Genomic DNA, 16,563 nt, shown 5'->3' with positions numbered 1-16,563 from the left:
AAAGGGTTTCAAAGAATGAATCAACAGGGAGTAACGGTAAAGGTTCCAGCGAGTACAGCAAATTTGGGGCCAGGATTTGATGCGATTGGCATGGCATTTCAACTATACACAGTGATTCGCATGGAAATTGCATCTGAGACGGTAATTACAGTTTTAGGTGATCATTTAGCAGCACTGCCAAAGGATAAATCCAATCTGCTCTACCAAGTTGCAGCACATTTCTTTCAATCTTTAGATAGAGCAGTGCCAGAACTTTCAATCGAAGTCAGTTCTGAGATTCCACTTACCCGCGGTTTGGGAAGCAGTGCAGCAGCGGTGGTGGGAGCACTAGTTGCTGCTAATATTTTAGCAGGTAAACCATACACGATGGATCAACTATTCTCGATGTCAGCTCGAATAGAAGGGCATCCTGACAATGTAGGAGCCTCTTTCTTTGGTGGAATTATTGTTTCTTCCATGCCAAAAGAAGAACGGGAAGTACCTTATGTCTGTTTGCCAGTGCCAGACTCCTTGCGTGTTTTGGCTGTTATTCCTGATTTTTGGCTATCGACAGATAAGGCGAGGTCTGCATTACCTGCCAGTTATGAGAAAAAAGATGTTGTCTTTACCCTTGGACACAGCAGCTTGCTCGTTGCTGCTTTAGCGCAAAATCGTTTGGATTTATTAGCAGAAGCGATGCAAGATAAAATCCATCAATCTTATCGAGCAAGTCTTATCCCTGGTTTATCAGAAATATTAACTGATGCGGTCTCCCATGGAGCGCTCGGTGCAGCCCTCAGCGGCGCAGGACCTACCAGTCTCTGTTTTTATGAAAACGATGAACAGCGAGAGACACTGTCACGCTTTTTAGCGAAGGTGATGAATGAACATAAAGTCAGTTATCAGTTGCTTGATCTTGTTCCTGATACAAATGGTGTGCAAGTATCTTAAAAACCAACCAAAGGTTGGTTTTTTATTCATAATGGCGTTCTTGGTAAAAATAATTTAGTTTTAGACCACGGGTTTTCAACGAGCATAATGGAAGATGTGATAAACTTTGTATTTTTTACAAAAAGAAAGGAAACCCTCTCATTTGAAAGGGTTGTTGAGAAATTATTTCTGTACAGAGAAGGAGTGAAATTCAAATTTATCATAGCGATGTCGAGAAAAAGAGTACTCAAATATGGTTCCATTATCCAGAAATGCAATTTGTTCAACTTCCAATACAGGATCATTGTCTTGGCAATGAAGATACTTTTTATCCATCTCATTTGGCTTTGTAGCACGGATAATTTTATGAGCGCTTTTGATTTTAAGTAATAGCTCCTCTTCGATATAACGATAGACAGAAGCATACAGAACTGATTCATCTAAACTGGTGATGACAGACGTTGGCATATATGTTTTTTCTATTACATATGGTTCCCCTTCAACTGATCGTAATCGAATGATCTTATAGATAGGACTGACACTATCAATATTTAATCGTGATGCGATAAGGGGACTAGCCATTTCGACTTTAAATTCGATCAGATGACTTTCTACTTTTTGTGAGCCAACAGATCGAGTTAATCCTTTGACGCTTTGGCTGTTGATGATGGCAAGGCTCTTATTTAAAGAAGATTGAATAATAAATGTGCCGTGGCCTCGTTTACGAAAGACAAGGCCTTCTCGAACCAAGACATCCATTGATTTTTTTATCGTCATTCGACTACAATCAAATTCTTGGCAAAGAGTCATTTCATCTGGTAACGGTCGCATGGGATCGTACACTTTTTGTTGAATACGATTGCGTAATTCATCCGCTATTTGTTGGAACTTTTTCATTTGTTATCACCAATATTTCAGACGTGCTTATTACTTAAAAGTATATCCTTAATTATCTTTCAAAGCCATTTTCAAAAATGACATTTTTAAACCAATACCCGCTCTTTTTGATCGTACGCTTTCTGCCATTATCTAGATCGACAGATACAAACCCATAGCGGTTTTTATAAGCGTTTGCCCAAGACCAATTATCCATAAAGGTCCACAAATGATACCCTTTCACATTGGAACCTTCTTCTAATGCTTTGTGCACCCATGTAAGATGATCTTTAATAAAAGAAATACGATAATCATCTTGAATCATGCCGTCCTGAAGGAATCTCTCTTCGTTTTCTACTCCCATTCCATTTTCGGAGATAAAACATTCAATATTACCATAGTTATCACGCAGATTAATCAAAATATCATAAATGCCTTTTTCATAAATCTCCCAACCACGATGCACATTTAGTTTTCTTCCTGGCATCACATAGTAATCAAATAGATGTTCTGGTAAGAAAGGTGCTTTTGGGTTAGATAGGGTTTCTTTTGCTTTTACTCGGCGTGGTTGGTAGTAGTTGACACCTAATAAATCAATCGTATATTTTTTTATCGTGTTGATGTCTTCTACCGTTGTTTCAGGCAAAAAATCGTACTCTGTCAGCAATTGTACCAAGTCCTCTGGAAACTCACCTTTTACTGCTGGATCGAGGAAAGAGCGATTAAATAGCAGATCAGCAAGATGAGCCGCCCTTCGATCAGCAGGATGTTGGCTACGAGGATAAGATGGAGTTAAATTTAACACAATCCCAATCTTCCCATTTTGCCTCGATTCACGGTAAGCGCGAATAGCTAAAGCATTAGATAAAATCGAATGATAGGCAACTTGTACAGCCCGTTTGAAGTCCACTACGTTTGGATAGTGAAAGTCGTACAAATAACCTCCTTCCACAGGAACAATGGGTTCATTATGCGTGAACCATTTTTTTACTTGATCCCCAAACAACCTAAAACAAGTCTTGGCATATTCTACATAGGCGTCTACTACTTGCCGATTCTCCCAACCTCCGATCTTTTGCATTTCCCAAGGCATATCGAAATGGAAGAGCCCAACAAAGGGTTCCAAATCATGTTTATGGAGTGTTGCGATAACATCTTTATAAAAAGAAACGGCTTCTTGATTGATTTTACCTATGCCTTTCGGAAATAAACGGGACCAAGAGATCGAAAGGCGAAAGGAATTATGTCCTAGTTCTTTCATTAAAGCGATATCTTCTTGATAAAGGTGATAAAAGTCGGAAGTGACATCAGGTCCCACGTGGTTAAAAAAACGCCAAGGTTCTTGTTCATACCAGTGATCCCAGATGTTTTTTCCTTTGCCACCTTCATATTGTGCTCCTTCAGTTTGTGTGGCAGACGCAGCTGATCCCCACCAAAAGTCTTTTGGAAAAGTTAATTTTGACATCCATTGCTCCCCCTAGCTGTAAAGCAGGAAAGAGGAATATAGATTCCTCTTTCTTGTTTATTTCTTGTTATTTATCTCTACTACATTTTCGATAGCATCTTTTTCTTTTTTATTATTCATTCGGTCGATAAAGAGTAGGAATGGAATCCAAATGATCATTACGATGGCAAAGTTAATAATTTGTAAAATACTTCCTGCTATCGAGTTAGTAGCTAAGTAACCGCTAATGACAATTGGTACTGTCCAAGGAACGGTTACACCTGTAGTTAATGGGACAAGGCCTGTACTCATAGCGAAATATGTTACTGTCACTACTACCATTGGTGCAAGAAACCATGGTACGAGAATCAAGGGATTCATGACAATCGGCAACCCGAAAATGATCGGTTCATTTACGTTGAAAATACCTGGTCCAACTCCAACTTTTGCTACTTGTCGCATTTGTTTACTTTTGGCAAAAATTAGAATCGAGACGATAACAGCCAATGTCATACCTGTTCCGCCCATTCCAACGGTAAAAATATCCATAAAAGATTTTGTTATGACATTGGACGCTGCTTGACCATGACTAAATTTATCTAAATTTTCTAATGCAAGTGTATTCCAAATAGGGTCCATCACTGAGTTAACGATAATTTGTCCGTGTAGCCCAAAGAACCATAGAATCTGAATGAAGAAGATTGCGATCAAAGTAGCAGGTAAACTGCCTCCTAAACCTACCAGTGGCGCCTGAACAAGTGTATAAATAAAGTCATGAATGTTGTGATAAGGAGTTAATTCAAAGATGATATTGACAATCAGAAAAACACTTAATGTGACAACTGCTGGTATTAAGGATGCAAAAGACTTGGATACTGCTTCCGGTACGCCTTGCGGCATTTTAATCACCCAATTTTTTTGGACGAGCCTGCGGTAAATTTCGGTTGCCAGAAATCCTACCAGCATACCGACAAACATTCCCTTCGCCCCTAATCGATCGAGTGGGATCACACTATCCACGACTTGCTTATTTTCCAAAGTAGTCGTAAAAGGAGTGACAATTAAAAATGAAGCAACTGCGACAACGGCTCCAAATACTGCTTCTACATTGTATGATTTGGATAAATAATACCCTATTCCAAATACGACAAAGAGCGTCATGATGCTCATGGTCGCCTGAGATGCTGGGCCAAGCAGGCTTTGCAGTCCAGCTATTCCTTTATCACCGATAACATTTTTCAGGAAAGGTAGATTTGCTATGACGACAGCAATAGAACCAAAGATCGTCAATGGTAAACTGAGCAAAAAGGCATTACGAAGAACAGTAAGATAACGGTTGTTATTTAATTTTCCTGCGATCGGCAATAAAAATCGATTCATCCAATTCATTACTGCGTTCATTTCCCCACATCCTTATCTACTCTCAAATATGTGAATTAACTCCTTGATCATTTCTTTCATCGTAACAGTCGACATCAAATGATCTTCTGCATGCATGAGTAATAAAGAAAAGTCGGTTCCCTCTCCCGCTGCTTCTTTTTGTATAAGGTGTCCATGTGTTTTATTTGCCTCAGCTAACATTTGTTCTGCTTCTGCAAGCAATTCTTTACTTTTTTCATAATGAAGTTCTTTGCATTCTCTAAGTGCCATGATTAAGTTGCTTCTTGCATTTCCGCTATGCAATATCATTTGCATGGCTGTCACTTCAATTGATTGTGCTGCTGCAAAGGTATCCATCGCTTATTCCTCCATTAATTGAATTGCTTGTTCCAGTGCTGCTTTTCCATCAGCTAAACCATATGCCATCATGTCGATCACATCCAGTGGAATACCATGGGAAGCAGCTGTAGCTCCAAGGGAATCTTTTAAGAATCGCATCTGTGGTCCAATTAATACCACATCAGCTTTTTCCATTTCTGCTTCTGCTTGATCTTGTCCAACTGCCCAAATTTCTGCTTCCATTCCAATTGATTTAGCATATTCCCGCATCTTTGCCACCAAGATACTAGTGGACATTCCAGAACTACAAGCAAGTAATATCTTTTTCATTTGTAACCACTCCTTTTTAAAGCGCTTTCATTATTTGATCTAATTATATATACTTTACATTTAAAAGTATATACTTTTGTTATAAAAATATATTATATTGTTATTGAAATGAAGAAGCGATGCTTATTATCTTAAAAAATTAATTGCAAGGAGGAGTATTTCTTATGTCCGATTATGCAATTGGTATTGATCTAGGCGGAACGCAACTAAGAGGAGCTATTGTTGATCAAAATGGAAATATCATAGAAGAAATTTCCGCTCCTACGGAAGCCGAAAAGGGTCCAGATCATGTCATAAACAAGATGGTAAAACTTATTTCCCACTTATTATTAACAAAATCTGTTGTTGGTATAGGGATTGGTTCCCCAGGACCTCTGCATAATGGCATTGTCCATCTTCCTCCAAACCTGCCAGGGTGGAATCAGATCGCCCTTTCTGATCGAATCTATCAAGCTTTCGGTATTCCTGTTTACTTGGATAATGATGCAAATGTCGCTGCATTAGCAGAAGCATATCTGGGGGCTGGACGTGGGGTGGATTCTGTATTTTATCTTACTGTTAGTACAGGTATTGGTGGTGGCTATATATTAAATCGACAAGTGGTTCATGGAGCAATGACTTGTGCTGGAGAAGTAGGAAACATGATCATTGCTTCAGGAGGGGAGGCAGCGGGTCAATTAAATGCAGGTAGTTTTGAGTTGTTAGCTAGTGGAACAGCGATAGTCAAACAAGGAAAGAGGCTACTGGGCAAAGATGTAGGGGCGAGACATATTTTTCAATTAGCTGAACAAGGAAATGAAACCGCTTTAATGATAATCCAAGATAACATGAAATATTTAGCGATTGGCATTGCAAATATAATTCACCTTATTAATCCTCATCAAATTATTTTAGGTGGAGGAGTAATGCAATCTTACAAAAAACACTTATCACAGCTTATTATGAGCACGAATCAGTTGGTGTACCCACAATTAAAGGAGAAAACAGATATTACTTTTGCACAGTTGGAATCAAAATCAGGAATGATTGGAGCAGCTTTGTTGACAGGTATCTACGACTTCTTGAATTCTGCTGACCTTAATCAAAACACTTAAAACAGTAAGGGTGAAACAACTAGGAGGAAACATCATGAAAGCCTATCCACTATATTTTCAGCCAGTGTTCAAAGAGCGAATTTGGGGTGGAACTATTCTAAGAGATGCATTTTCATATGAGATACAAGGAGATCAGTTTGGAGAATGTTGGGGGATTTCCGCACATCCACATGGACAAAGTATGGTGAAAAATGGAATCTATCAAGGGAAATTATTAGGGGAGTTATGGACTGAGTATCGTGAGTTGTTTGGTCAAGTAGAGGAAGATTCCTTTCCGTTGATGATAAAAATTTTAGATGCGCGAATGGATTTGTCTGTTCAAGTGCATCCAGATGATGATTATGCGAAAAAATCAGAAGGGGGATTTGGTAAAACAGAATGTTGGTATGTGATCGATTGCCGAATGGGTGCAGAAATTATTTATGGTCATCAAGCGAGAACAAAAGAAGAATTTCAAATCTTGATGCAATCAGGGGAATGGGATTCTTTGCTACAAAGAAGAAAAATTCATCCTGGTGATTTTTTCTATGTACCAAGTGGCACCATTCATGCATTGGGGGCTGGGAGTGTGATTCTTGAAACCCAACAAAGTTCAGATATTACTTATCGCGTATATGACTTTGATCGATTGGATGAAAATGGTAATAAACGGGAACTACATCAAAAGCAAGCGATGGAAGTCACTCATTTTCCCCACCAACAGATACAAATTCGTCCAAGCACCATAGTAAAAGGCAACACCACAATTACAACATACTTAGAGACTTCTTTTTTTTCTGTACAGAAATGGAGTATCCAAAAATACACCTCTTTTGTTCAAGAAAAAAATTTTCTTTTGCTTACCGTTATCGATGGACAAGGGATACTTATTACGAGAGAGGAGAACTACTTTCTTCATAAGGGAGATTTTGTTCTTCTGCCGTCTGGTTTAGGAAATTTTTCTCTAGATGGAAAGATAGAAATAATTGTTTCTTATAAATAATAATGTTTATACTGTAAATGGAGACATTCCAAGAATTGAGGCGCTTGATTCATGCAAAGAGTCAAATTGGCAACAGATTTATCTTTTTCCCGAATTATATACGGCTTATGGCGCTTAGCGGATTGGAAACAAACGAAAGAAGAAACATTAGATTTGATCCAATACTGCTTGGATAATGGAATTACAACCTTTGATCATGCAGATATATATGGCAGTTACACTTGTGAGAAGTTATTCGGTGATGCTTTAGCCCAAAAGCCTCACCTGCGCTCACAAATGCAATTGGTCACAAAATGTGGGATTGTATTGCCTTCTGAGCGAAGACCACAAAATAAAACCCACCATTATAATACAAGTAAGGAACATATTATTTACTCAGTAGAACAATCACTGCAAAATCTACGGACGGATTATATCGATGTTCTGCTCATTCATCGTCCTGATCCTTTTATGGACCCAGAGCAGGTAGCTGAAGCGTTTCAAATATTACATGAACAAGGAAAAGTGCTTTATTTTGGTGTATCCAATTTTAAACGAGATCATTTTGAGCTGCTTACTTCTTATGTGAAACAACCGCTTGTCACCAATCAATTGGAGCTTTCTGCTTATCAGTTAGAAAATATAGAAGATGGAACCTTACAACTGTGTATGCAACACAGAATCCCTCCAATGGCATGGTCGCCTCTATCTGGCGGAGATATTTTTACTTCTCAAGAAGAAAAAGCAGTCCGACTTCGACATGCATTGATTTCCATTCAGGAGGAGATAGGGGCACAAGGGATAGATGAAGTGCTTTATGCTTGGCTTTTAGCTCATCCTGCAAACATTATGCCCATTGTTGGATCAGGGAAACGGCAAAGAATTCAAACAGCTATCCATGCCACACAGTTATCACTTAACCGTGATCAATGGTTTAGCGTCTTACAGGCTTCCATGGGACACGAAGTACCTTAAATAGTTAGACGTTGTCAACAATCTCACTGTCTAATCGACAAGAAAGGAAGTGGGAAATGAAAATTTTGCAGAATTATTCAAATCTGTCATGGTTACCTCAACCAAATAGGGTATCCGAAATTCTTTCTTCCGACTTACCACCTAAAAATGAGATAACAACTGTTTTTGGGATCATCACTTATAAGCAGCGAATTCTATTAGCTAACTTGTATCGTGGATGGGATTTGCCAGGTGGGCATATAGAAGCTGAGGAAAGTCTAGAAGAGACATTGGCGAGAGAAGTATATGAAGAAACAAAAGTGATAGTGGAGAAACCTGCTCTTATCGGTTATCAGCAGATGGAGATATTTGCCCCAAAACCTGAAGGGTACAGGTATCCATATCCGATGAGTTATCAAGTTCACTATCATGCAGAAGTTAAGGAAATATGTAATTTTATCAGTGATAAGGAAACAAAAGGCAGAGATTTCTTTTCTTATGAACAAATAAAAACTTTACCTAATCTTCAATCGCGTATAGGATTTATTCAATATGTATGGAGCGTTTGGAACAAATAAGGAACAGCCCTTCTGAAAATGAAAATAGAAGGGCTGTTTCATTAGTTGTTTAGAAGTCATTAAAACGATATTTGACTTTTGATTTTATCGGACTTTCCATCTTAATTGCATCTGAGTCATCTGGTAGATAACGAATCAGGTTTTTTCCTGTAGTGACAGCAGTTCCGTCTTTCATGTAGAGATTGTTGCCTTGAATGGCCAATCGATATAATCCTGCTGAATATGGTATATATCTGACATACCTTAACAGAGGATTAATGGAGAATAACAGTCCATCAGTAACGGCATACATGTGATGATTTGGGTGCATTTGGATGCCGGCACCTTGTCCAATTCCATTTTCAACTACTTGCTGCTGGAATATAGATATTTTTAATAAAGGGTTGAAGGCAAAAATATAGCCGTCAGCAATTCCCCAAATGTTCCCATCTTCTCCTATGGTCAGGGCAGTGATTTTTTTTACGGTTTTAAGAAGCAGTGGGGAGTATTCTCCTGTTTTCTTCTTCGTTTTAGGATCAAAACAAAATAATTTGGCTTCTGTCGCTTTTGGCGTGGTACCACCACCGCCTTCAATGCTTGATCCTCCCCAAATTATTCCTTTATAAGTGGTTAGGGATGCGATCGATTGATCCGTTACAATATTTCGGTACACTACTGGAGTTTCAGGTTTTTTTGGGTTTACGACCGTTAGGGCACCGCCATATTTTCCGTAGTCCGGTGTAGTTCCCATATAAATATTCGTTTTATCCGCGATTACTGCCAGCGGGCGATTTTGTTCATACCCTTGTCTCAACTTAAACAGCAGTTTTGGATTTTCTTCGTCTTTCCAAGGTTTATTAGGATCATAGACAAGGAGTTTGCCATCTGGATAAGTTCCAGCATATAGTTTACCGTTATACCATGTCCATCCTTCTACTTGTCCCAATCGTCCTATTTCTTTCACGATATTATTTTTTGTCTGATACGTGCTGATTCGTCCATTTAGGTAAGCATTTGTATAGATTTTATCTTTTGAATCTGCAATCACATTAAACAAATCAATCGGCTGAGGTGGAAAGGGTAGCTGAAAATATTCGTAAGCATGAGTCTGGGGGTTGTAACGAAATGCTTTTCCCTCATAATTTCCAGCTAGACCTACCAATGTTTTTCCTGGATAATTTTTTTCTTTAAATTCCACCCACGTCCAGCCAATTACCGGATTTTTTTGGAGGTCAATCGGTTTTTTCTTATTATCGACTACAGGAGCATATGATTTACTCTTCATATCATACCGTAGTAAGAACCCTTTATTGGTATAGTAAACAGAACGTCCATCAGGTGCTAGTGGAGAGACTCCGCGAGAATCACTGGGAAAAGAATCGGTTTTTTGCTTGGTGGTAAGGTCTGTTAAGGTATCTACTTCTTCTGTTTCTGGATTTAAAACGATGGTTTGGAATGCCGAATGTAACTTCACGAACAACTTACCTGAGATATAGTTCAGATCATATGCTTCCGATTGTGTTTGATATTTGCTCGGTAAGATTTGTTTCGTAACTTTTGTATTTATATCCAGCTGAATCACTTTTGCTTTGGATGATCCAATTCCAATATAAAGAACTTTTTTGTCTGGATTATATACCGTATCTTGGGCATATGTATCTCCTGGCGATACCGAATCGAACGACAAGGGCTTGCCATCTTTGGTATATCCAAAAATCTTTGCTTTTCCATAAGAACCGCCATAGACTGAACCATCCGGTCCATTGCTTAGTCCAAATAACACATCACTGTCTGCTGGTGAACGACCAAGATCTTTTAGTTCCTCCGTTTTTGGATCATAACAATAGACATGTCCATTGCGATAACTTCCAACCCAAACTTTCCCATCTGTTGCTACCGTTATAGCCCAAGCGCCAGTTGCTGATTCCAATGGGAGAAGTTTGAGAAGTTTTCTTGTTTTGAGATCAACTACGGCAAATTGGGCAGGTTCACCAGTTACCACAGCAAATACGACATCATTTCCTTTTTTGTCTTTGCCAAATGCGGCTTCATAAATCGTAATACCTTTGATCTGTCCACCTAAATTCGTAAAGCCTGTATGGTTAGCTGCATGAGAAGTAGGAAGTGGGAAGACGCTGTAACAAAAAATGCAAAATAGGAACAGGAAGGATAGTAATTTCTGTTTTTTCATTTTAGCCTCTCTTTTTAATGGAATTGTCCCTATTTTACAATAATTGGACAAAGCCTGTCCCTTATTTTGCAAATATTTCATAATTAGACAGAAAAAAACCGCTTTTACAAAAGCGGTTTGGCTGTTCTTTCTAGGTGATAGACACTGGAATGTGTTGAAAAGTTATGACGTCAAATAGACCGATATCAGTGAGTTTAATCTCTGGTATGACAGGTAAACAGAGAAATGCGAGGATAGAAAAGGGATTTAGATGGGATGGAGCTTGTAACTCATCTAAAGCATGATGAAGTTCTTTTAGATTTTTATTCACATCTGTAAAATTACGAGAACTCATCAATCCTGCAATTTCCAATGGAAGAGAGGCGAGTGTTTTACCGTTTTTCACTGCGACTAGTCCACCTTGAAGACGAGTGATTTCTTCAATTGCAGTCAGCATATCATCATCATTCGTACCCGCTACGACGAGGTTATGAGAATCATGAGCTACCGTTGAAGCAATCGCTCCACTTGATATCCCAAGTCCAGATACAATTCCTAATCCAATATTACCAGTTTGATGATGACGTTCGAGTACTGCAATCTTTAATTGATCCATTTTTACAGAAGGTACAAAAAAGCCATTTGAAACAGTCACATCTGCCACTTGGTGTTTGGTAACAATACTATTGGGCTGAAGTTCAATGATGTTTGCTTTTGTACCGTTAATAGGTATTTGTAGATCATGCTTGTCAGCTTTTACAACATGTATCGTATTCGTAATGACAGAGGACCTCGAATTTTGTTTATCGATCGATAGGTTCATCTTTCCATTTTCTGCTACCAATTTCCCTGCTTTAAAAACTTGTTGTACTTCCAAGTTCATAAGGTCATCAAACAGTAAAAAGTCTGCTGCATATCCAGGAGCAATCGCTCCTTTTTGCTGTAATCCATAACACTCAGCAGCGTTTAGAGTAGCCAGCTGTATTGCCAAAAGTGGATCTAGCCCATGTTGAATAGCTAAGCGAACAGAGTGATCGATACTGCCTTCTGTGATTAACTCATCTAAATGCTTGTCGTCGGTACAAAACGCAAATCTTCTCGAGTTTTTTTCATTCACGATACGGATGAGTGAAGTGAGGTCTTTTGCACTTGATCCCTCTCGAATCCAAACATACATCCCTCTTTGTATTCGTTCCAATGCTTCTTCGGCTGAGATACACTCGTGATCGGTTGAAATTCCCGCACTTCGATAAACATTGATAGCATCTCGATCCAATCCAGCGGCATGCCCATCGATGTGATTTCGATATTTTAAGGTAGTAGAAATTTTTTTGATCATGTGATTTTCCCCATGCAAAACAGCGGGGAAGTCCATGACTTCGGCAAGTCCGAGCACTCTTGGGTGAGTAAAAAATGGCTCAAGGTCATTTGCTTTTAGGCGGGCACCAGCATTTTCAAACGGAGTGGCAGGGACGCTGGAAGGCAGCATCAAGTAAATATCCAAGGGTAGATCTTCTGAGTCTTCGAGCATAAAAGAGATTCCATCGTTTCCAACTACATTCGCAATCTCATGCGGGTCTGTAATGACAGTTGTAACTCCATGCGGCAACACAACTTTTGCAAATTCTTGAGGAGTAACTAAAGAAGACTCAATATGTACATGAGCATCGATAAAAGTAGGACAAATGTATTTTTGTTTTGCATCAAGGACTTTCTTTCCTCGGTAATTACCGATACCAACAATATAGCCATCTGCGATTGCGATATTGGCATGGATAATATCCAAGTTAAAAACATCGATAATCTTTCCGTTTGTAATCACCAAATCTGCCGGTTCGCGTTTGCTGGCGACAGCTATTCTTCTTTGCAGTTTTTCTGGAGATAATTTCAACTTACTTCCATCCTTTCTAAGTCATTTTAACTCAATCGTGAAGAAAAAGGGCGAACGCATTTAGAAATGTATATTCTAAATTTGATATGAAATCGTATCATTGTAATAATATGTATTGATAGATGCTTATAAAATATAAATAGAGAGTGAAGATGTTCCCATGAAAGAAATAAAGCAGTCGTTCAAGGGAATCAAACAATTGCCTATTTGGATTGTCCATTTTTTGATGGGTGGAAATCTAGTTATTACGATTTCAGAAGAGTTGGAAACATATTTAGAGATGCGTCACAAAAAAGAGGGAGTGATCCTTATTATTAATCACTCTAGTTATTTTGATCCACCTACCGTAAAATTTGCCAGCATGTGTCTTGGTTTATACCCAAAATTTATGGCAAAGGCAAGCTTATGGACACATCCACTCTTATGGTGGATTTTTCGCTATGGTAACTATATTCCTGTTCGTAGAGACAGTCCGCAAGCAAAAGATGCGCTGCAAAATGCTTGTGATCATTTAAAAAGTGGAGGTGCCATTGCAATTTACTTTGAAGGGGGAATACCGGAATGGGATGGAGTCGAGGATAGGAAACCAAAGAGTTGGAAGACTGGTCCAGCTCGTCTGCAAAACCAGACAAGTGCAGTGATTATTCCGGTGATCCAGCTCGGATCTCGGCAAGTCATGAGCGGGGGAAAGGTAAAAAGTTTTCTTGGGGCAGCGACAGCATGGTTTCGTCGTCCGCGTCGGCATGTACATTTTGGTTCCCCTATTAAGCCTATCCAACAACACCCACAACAAGATGGTATCAAGCGGGATACCAAACGATTACAGATGATCTACGAAGCACTGTGGGATGAACTAAAACCCGAATCTCTGATAAAGTAAGATTCGCTCACTATCTGAATGGAAAAAGTGTTATTTGTTATCTTTAATCAACTTTGTTACTCGATCGATAATCTGTCGGAAAGGAGGAACATTGGATAACATAATCTTGCTGACTTCATGTGTATCACCATATCGCTCAACCACATTTCTTACTCTCTGTGTTAAATTGGTATTTTCTCCATTAGCTGATGTGTGAAGGTCACAATAACTGACGAGGTCAATAAACATCTGATCCTTACCATCCAGTAAGGAAAGATGATCCTCGTAAATTTCTCTGATATCAGGCCGTGAATAAAGAACACCTTCGTACGCACAACTATGAAAGAGAATCGTCGCTATCATATATTTTGGATATCCTTGTCTTGCAGCAAATATAGCACCATCCAACTGATGATAGTGATAGTGATCAAGTTTGGGGCTATAGCCAATATCGTGTAGATAGCAGGCTTGAATCAGTAACGGCTTCCATTCTTCCAAAATATTTAATTTGGTGAGCAGAGATTTCATATTCCGAACAACGCCGAGAATATGATGAAATCGGGGGATAGAAGGGTCAATATAGTCAGCTAATTTTGTCTCATTCAGATCAGGAACTTGTATACTTGCTTGTTCAAATAAATGCATAAGAGAAAACTCCTCTCCAGCAGAATGGCAGCCTACTTAATAGAAATTTTCTTTTTCAAAGCAAATTTATGGTAATTGGCCATCTATTAGTATTCTTGCGCATTTTCGGATGTCTAACCATGTTTTTTCGTCTTTTTCATTACCGATATATTTACAGATACTAGCATTATCGGAAAACCAGTCACACAATTCGATTAGATTTGGTTCTTTTTTTGGAAATTCTTCGGAATAAGATTGGTAGAGAAGGGATTTGAAATCTTTGTAAAATTGAATGGCATAGGAGGGAGTATGGTTATTCGTGTTTTTATCCAAGATCAATGATCGAAGAAATTTTTGCTTGTCTCTTCTCCAAGTCTGTAAGATTTTTCGCTTGGTAATACTATTTTGGTATTGCCAAATCATAAACTCTGTACGATTGACCCTCAGTCCGTTTAATTTTACAGCCATATTTTCTATCTCCTTCAAACGACACTTTTTCCAGTCTCCTACCTTTAATAATGATACAAATCTACGTGTTATTCAATAGTTTTTGTAAAAACAAAGGTAATCACCTAGCACGATATTTAAAAATATTTCGAAGAATATTATAATAAAATAGGATGGTGTCATCACCCCCTTCAACTGCAAGATAGGAGTTTTCAGTGAATCACATCCGATATGATGAACAATCCGCTCAAGAATACATTGAAATGGCTCGGTGGAAGGCAAAGAGAAAGCAGAACAAGGGTCTAAGGAGCGATGAATGGCTTCTTCATGTCACCGATCCGAATCATCCGCTAAGGATGCTGCATATTTCCGGAGCAAGGTACAATATTGAACCTGATGGGTATGGGAAACGTGGGGTACTAGAAACCGCCGTTTATAATCTCGCTCAAGAATTGAGATTTTTGGGTCATAGTCTTAGTATTTTTGCTCCAGCTACATCCAAGATCGAAGGGCTTATCCCAACTATTTGGAAACATCCTGAGTCTTGGGATTTTCATGGAGCCTCCGCTCTCCACCATGATTTCATCTCTCGATGGCTGCGCCAAGAGACAAGAAAGCAGCGTCCACTAAGCTGGGATACGGTAACTGGACACCTCGGGTATTTCTACGATCCACCAGTGAGTGAGCTTCTTTTCCAGTTTCAAGATTACGGTGGAGTCGTGCCCATTGTGCTCAAACATTTCTTGGAATGGATGTTTGACATTAGCCGGGGGGAGCTGTTGACATTTAATCCACCAGTGGGTCCAACCGATAGGACCTATTTCGAACATTATTGGAAGAAGATACCGTTTGTGGTCAGCGAACCGGAGCGGACTGAGAACTGGAAAGTATGGGTGGTGCATACTATCCCAAGTACACTCCCAGAGGAGAACTTTGTTTCCCGCCGTGGTCCGCTGCTTGATGCTGTTGGTATCCTCGGTGATATCGCTCCAGAAAAAGGGCAGGTGGATGCCATTCGTCTGGCTAAGGCAACAGGACAATCGATCATTGTCGTAGGACTAGGTGATTCGTCAACTTATTTTAATCGGGAAGTTAGCCCGTTGATCGATGTTGATCTAGGGTTTTATCCGTGGAATGAGGGGCGAGTCAATGCTCTGCTGAATGGTTCTGACACAAGCTTGCTTCAAAGTGGATCGCCAGTTTGTATCTATATTGATCGACTTGATGATCAGCAAGCACTTGATTTTTTCTCAGGTATTCGTGCATTTGTTGCACCCGTTCACTGGGATGAACCCCAAGGTTTGGAGTTTCTTAAGGCATGGGCTGCTGGAACTCCAGTGGTCGCGTATGCTCGCGGATCGGTACCGAAACTCATACAACCACACCGAGGGGAATGGGGTTTTGATATCGAGGAAGGGGATGAACGAGGCTTCGTGGAGGCGATTAAGGCCTCCACGAAGCTGGATCGGACACGCATTCAGCAATGGGCGCGTGAGGAACATCACATGCGTACTGCTGCACAGAAACATGTCGAACTGCAACGATTTCTCTGTGCGCTTTGGTGGTTGAATGGTGGCTGGTGACACTGTCTTACACCTACCTTACAGGTGGCACGGTGACTGTGAAAAAATATAGAATCACGGACACTGTGCCACCGAATAGGTAGCAAAACATCCAATAGGAGAAGAATCTGCATTCCGCTCCAGTGGCATTTTTCTTTTGTCTGAA

Annotated in this window: 16 protein-coding genes; 7 read left to right on the top strand and 9 right to left on the bottom strand. The window is 39.5% G+C overall.

The window, feature by feature from the left end:
• Positions 1 to 15 precede the first annotated feature (15 nt).
• Positions 16 to 930 carry a homoserine kinase gene (gene thrB, locus AC5WOE_RS01500; RefSeq protein ID WP_496051740.1) on the top strand — a complete coding sequence of 305 codons (915 nt, stop codon included), beginning with the start codon at positions 16 to 18 and terminating at the stop codon, positions 928 to 930.
• Positions 931 to 1,092: 162 nt separating this feature from the next.
• Here the strand turns inward: thrB and AC5WOE_RS01495 are convergent, their stop codons facing one another.
• Genes AC5WOE_RS01495 through AC5WOE_RS01475 form a run of 5 tightly spaced genes read right to left on the bottom strand, consistent with a single transcriptional unit; the run spans position 1,093 to position 5,278 of the window.
• Entirely contained in the window at positions 1,093 to 1,806 is a 714-nt protein-coding gene (locus AC5WOE_RS01495; RefSeq protein WP_496048225.1) for a GntR family transcriptional regulator, read from the bottom strand.
• Between the two features lie 52 nt (positions 1,807 to 1,858).
• Positions 1,859 to 3,250, bottom strand: a complete 1,392-nt coding sequence (locus tag AC5WOE_RS01490) for a glycoside hydrolase family 1 protein (protein ID WP_496048224.1) — start codon at positions 3,248 to 3,250, stop codon at positions 1,859 to 1,861.
• A 57-nt stretch (positions 3,251 to 3,307) separates the two neighbouring features.
• Complete coding sequence (gene celB / locus AC5WOE_RS01485; protein ID WP_496048223.1) at positions 3,308 to 4,630, bottom strand: PTS cellobiose transporter subunit IIC; 1,323 nt, start codon at positions 4,628 to 4,630, stop codon at positions 3,308 to 3,310.
• Positions 4,631 to 4,642: 12 nt separating this feature from the next.
• A complete protein-coding gene (locus tag AC5WOE_RS01480; RefSeq protein ID WP_496048222.1) occupies positions 4,643 to 4,966 on the bottom strand; it encodes a PTS sugar transporter subunit IIA in 324 nt (107 codons plus the stop codon).
• A 3-nt stretch (positions 4,967 to 4,969) separates the two neighbouring features.
• A complete protein-coding gene (locus AC5WOE_RS01475; RefSeq protein ID WP_496048221.1) occupies positions 4,970 to 5,278 on the bottom strand; it encodes a PTS sugar transporter subunit IIB in 309 nt (102 codons plus the stop codon).
• Between the two features lie 164 nt (positions 5,279 to 5,442).
• Here AC5WOE_RS01475 and AC5WOE_RS01470 point away from each other — a divergent pair, with 164 nt between their 5' ends.
• From AC5WOE_RS01470 to AC5WOE_RS01455, 4 genes are read left to right on the top strand one after another with little or no spacing between them, the layout of a single operon-like run.
• The gene (locus AC5WOE_RS01470; protein WP_496051739.1) at positions 5,443 to 6,372 is read left to right on the top strand and encodes an ROK family protein; all 930 of its coding nucleotides are present in this window, start codon (positions 5,443 to 5,445) and stop codon (positions 6,370 to 6,372) included.
• A gap of 34 nt (positions 6,373 to 6,406) precedes the next feature.
• A complete protein-coding gene (gene manA / locus AC5WOE_RS01465; protein WP_496048219.1) occupies positions 6,407 to 7,354 on the top strand; it encodes a mannose-6-phosphate isomerase, class I in 948 nt (315 codons plus the stop codon).
• 51 nt (positions 7,355 to 7,405) lie between these two features.
• Positions 7,406 to 8,308, top strand: a complete 903-nt coding sequence (locus AC5WOE_RS01460; RefSeq protein ID WP_496051738.1) for an aldo/keto reductase — start codon at positions 7,406 to 7,408, stop codon at positions 8,306 to 8,308.
• 56 nt (positions 8,309 to 8,364) lie between these two features.
• Positions 8,365 to 8,865, top strand: a complete 501-nt coding sequence (locus AC5WOE_RS01455) for an NUDIX domain-containing protein (protein ID WP_496048217.1) — start codon at positions 8,365 to 8,367, stop codon at positions 8,863 to 8,865.
• A 49-nt stretch (positions 8,866 to 8,914) separates the two neighbouring features.
• Here AC5WOE_RS01455 and AC5WOE_RS01450 read toward each other — a convergent pair whose 3' ends face one another.
• Both AC5WOE_RS01450 and ade read right to left on the bottom strand, forming a co-directional pair.
• Entirely contained in the window at positions 8,915 to 11,035 is a 2,121-nt protein-coding gene (locus AC5WOE_RS01450) for an NHL repeat-containing protein (RefSeq protein ID WP_496048216.1), read from the bottom strand.
• Between the two features lie 130 nt (positions 11,036 to 11,165).
• A complete protein-coding gene (ade, locus tag AC5WOE_RS01445; protein ID WP_496051737.1) occupies positions 11,166 to 12,905 on the bottom strand; it encodes an adenine deaminase in 1,740 nt (579 codons plus the stop codon).
• Positions 12,906 to 13,065: 160 nt separating this feature from the next.
• Between ade and AC5WOE_RS01440 the strand changes: the two genes are divergently transcribed.
• Positions 13,066 to 13,785 carry a lysophospholipid acyltransferase family protein gene (locus tag AC5WOE_RS01440; RefSeq protein WP_496048214.1) on the top strand — a complete coding sequence of 240 codons (720 nt, stop codon included), beginning with the start codon at positions 13,066 to 13,068 and terminating at the stop codon, positions 13,783 to 13,785.
• A gap of 30 nt (positions 13,786 to 13,815) precedes the next feature.
• On the opposite strand, the gene AC5WOE_RS01435 is transcribed toward AC5WOE_RS01440, so the two are convergent.
• Both AC5WOE_RS01435 and AC5WOE_RS01430 read right to left on the bottom strand, forming a co-directional pair.
• Entirely contained in the window at positions 13,816 to 14,409 is a 594-nt protein-coding gene (locus AC5WOE_RS01435) for an HD domain-containing protein (protein ID WP_496051736.1), read from the bottom strand.
• A 66-nt stretch (positions 14,410 to 14,475) separates the two neighbouring features.
• On the bottom strand, positions 14,476 to 14,856 hold the full coding sequence (locus AC5WOE_RS01430) for a hypothetical protein (RefSeq protein ID WP_496051735.1): 381 nt from the start codon (positions 14,854 to 14,856) through the stop codon (positions 14,476 to 14,478).
• A gap of 194 nt (positions 14,857 to 15,050) precedes the next feature.
• Here AC5WOE_RS01430 and AC5WOE_RS01425 point away from each other — a divergent pair, with 194 nt between their 5' ends.
• Positions 15,051 to 16,418 carry a glycosyltransferase gene (locus tag AC5WOE_RS01425; RefSeq protein WP_496051734.1) on the top strand — a complete coding sequence of 456 codons (1,368 nt, stop codon included), beginning with the start codon at positions 15,051 to 15,053 and terminating at the stop codon, positions 16,416 to 16,418.
• Positions 16,419 to 16,563 lie beyond the last annotated feature (145 nt).

The organism is Shimazuella sp. NTD248, from assembly GCF_059510395.1.
This window is presented reverse-complemented; position numbering and strand designations above follow the sequence as displayed.

What these genes read in the sequence shown, in the direction of transcription:
- thrB (WP_496051740.1), top strand. Translation starts at nt 16, where the DNA reads ATGAATCAACAGGGAGTAACGGTAAAGGTTCCAGCGAGTACAGCAAAT.
- AC5WOE_RS01495 (WP_496048225.1), bottom strand. Translation starts at nt 1,806, where the DNA reads ATGAAAAAGTTCCAACAAATAGCGGATGAATTACGCAATCGTATTCAA.
- AC5WOE_RS01490 (WP_496048224.1), bottom strand. Translation starts at nt 3,250, where the DNA reads ATGTCAAAATTAACTTTTCCAAAAGACTTTTGGTGGGGATCAGCTGCG.
- celB (WP_496048223.1), bottom strand. Translation starts at nt 4,630, where the DNA reads ATGAACGCAGTAATGAATTGGATGAATCGATTTTTATTGCCGATCGCA.
- AC5WOE_RS01480 (WP_496048222.1), bottom strand. Translation starts at nt 4,966, where the DNA reads ATGGATACCTTTGCAGCAGCACAATCAATTGAAGTGACAGCCATGCAA.
- AC5WOE_RS01475 (WP_496048221.1), bottom strand. Translation starts at nt 5,278, where the DNA reads ATGAAAAAGATATTACTTGCTTGTAGTTCTGGAATGTCCACTAGTATC.
- AC5WOE_RS01470 (WP_496051739.1), top strand. Translation starts at nt 5,443, where the DNA reads ATGTCCGATTATGCAATTGGTATTGATCTAGGCGGAACGCAACTAAGA.
- manA (WP_496048219.1), top strand. Translation starts at nt 6,407, where the DNA reads ATGAAAGCCTATCCACTATATTTTCAGCCAGTGTTCAAAGAGCGAATT.
- AC5WOE_RS01460 (WP_496051738.1), top strand. Translation starts at nt 7,406, where the DNA reads ATGCAAAGAGTCAAATTGGCAACAGATTTATCTTTTTCCCGAATTATA.
- AC5WOE_RS01455 (WP_496048217.1), top strand. Translation starts at nt 8,365, where the DNA reads ATGAAAATTTTGCAGAATTATTCAAATCTGTCATGGTTACCTCAACCA.
- AC5WOE_RS01450 (WP_496048216.1), bottom strand. Translation starts at nt 11,035, where the DNA reads ATGAAAAAACAGAAATTACTATCCTTCCTGTTCCTATTTTGCATTTTT.
- AC5WOE_RS01440 (WP_496048214.1), top strand. Translation starts at nt 13,066, where the DNA reads ATGAAAGAAATAAAGCAGTCGTTCAAGGGAATCAAACAATTGCCTATT.
- AC5WOE_RS01435 (WP_496051736.1), bottom strand. Translation starts at nt 14,409, where the DNA reads ATGCATTTATTTGAACAAGCAAGTATACAAGTTCCTGATCTGAATGAG.
- AC5WOE_RS01430 (WP_496051735.1), bottom strand. Translation starts at nt 14,856, where the DNA reads ATGGCTGTAAAATTAAACGGACTGAGGGTCAATCGTACAGAGTTTATG.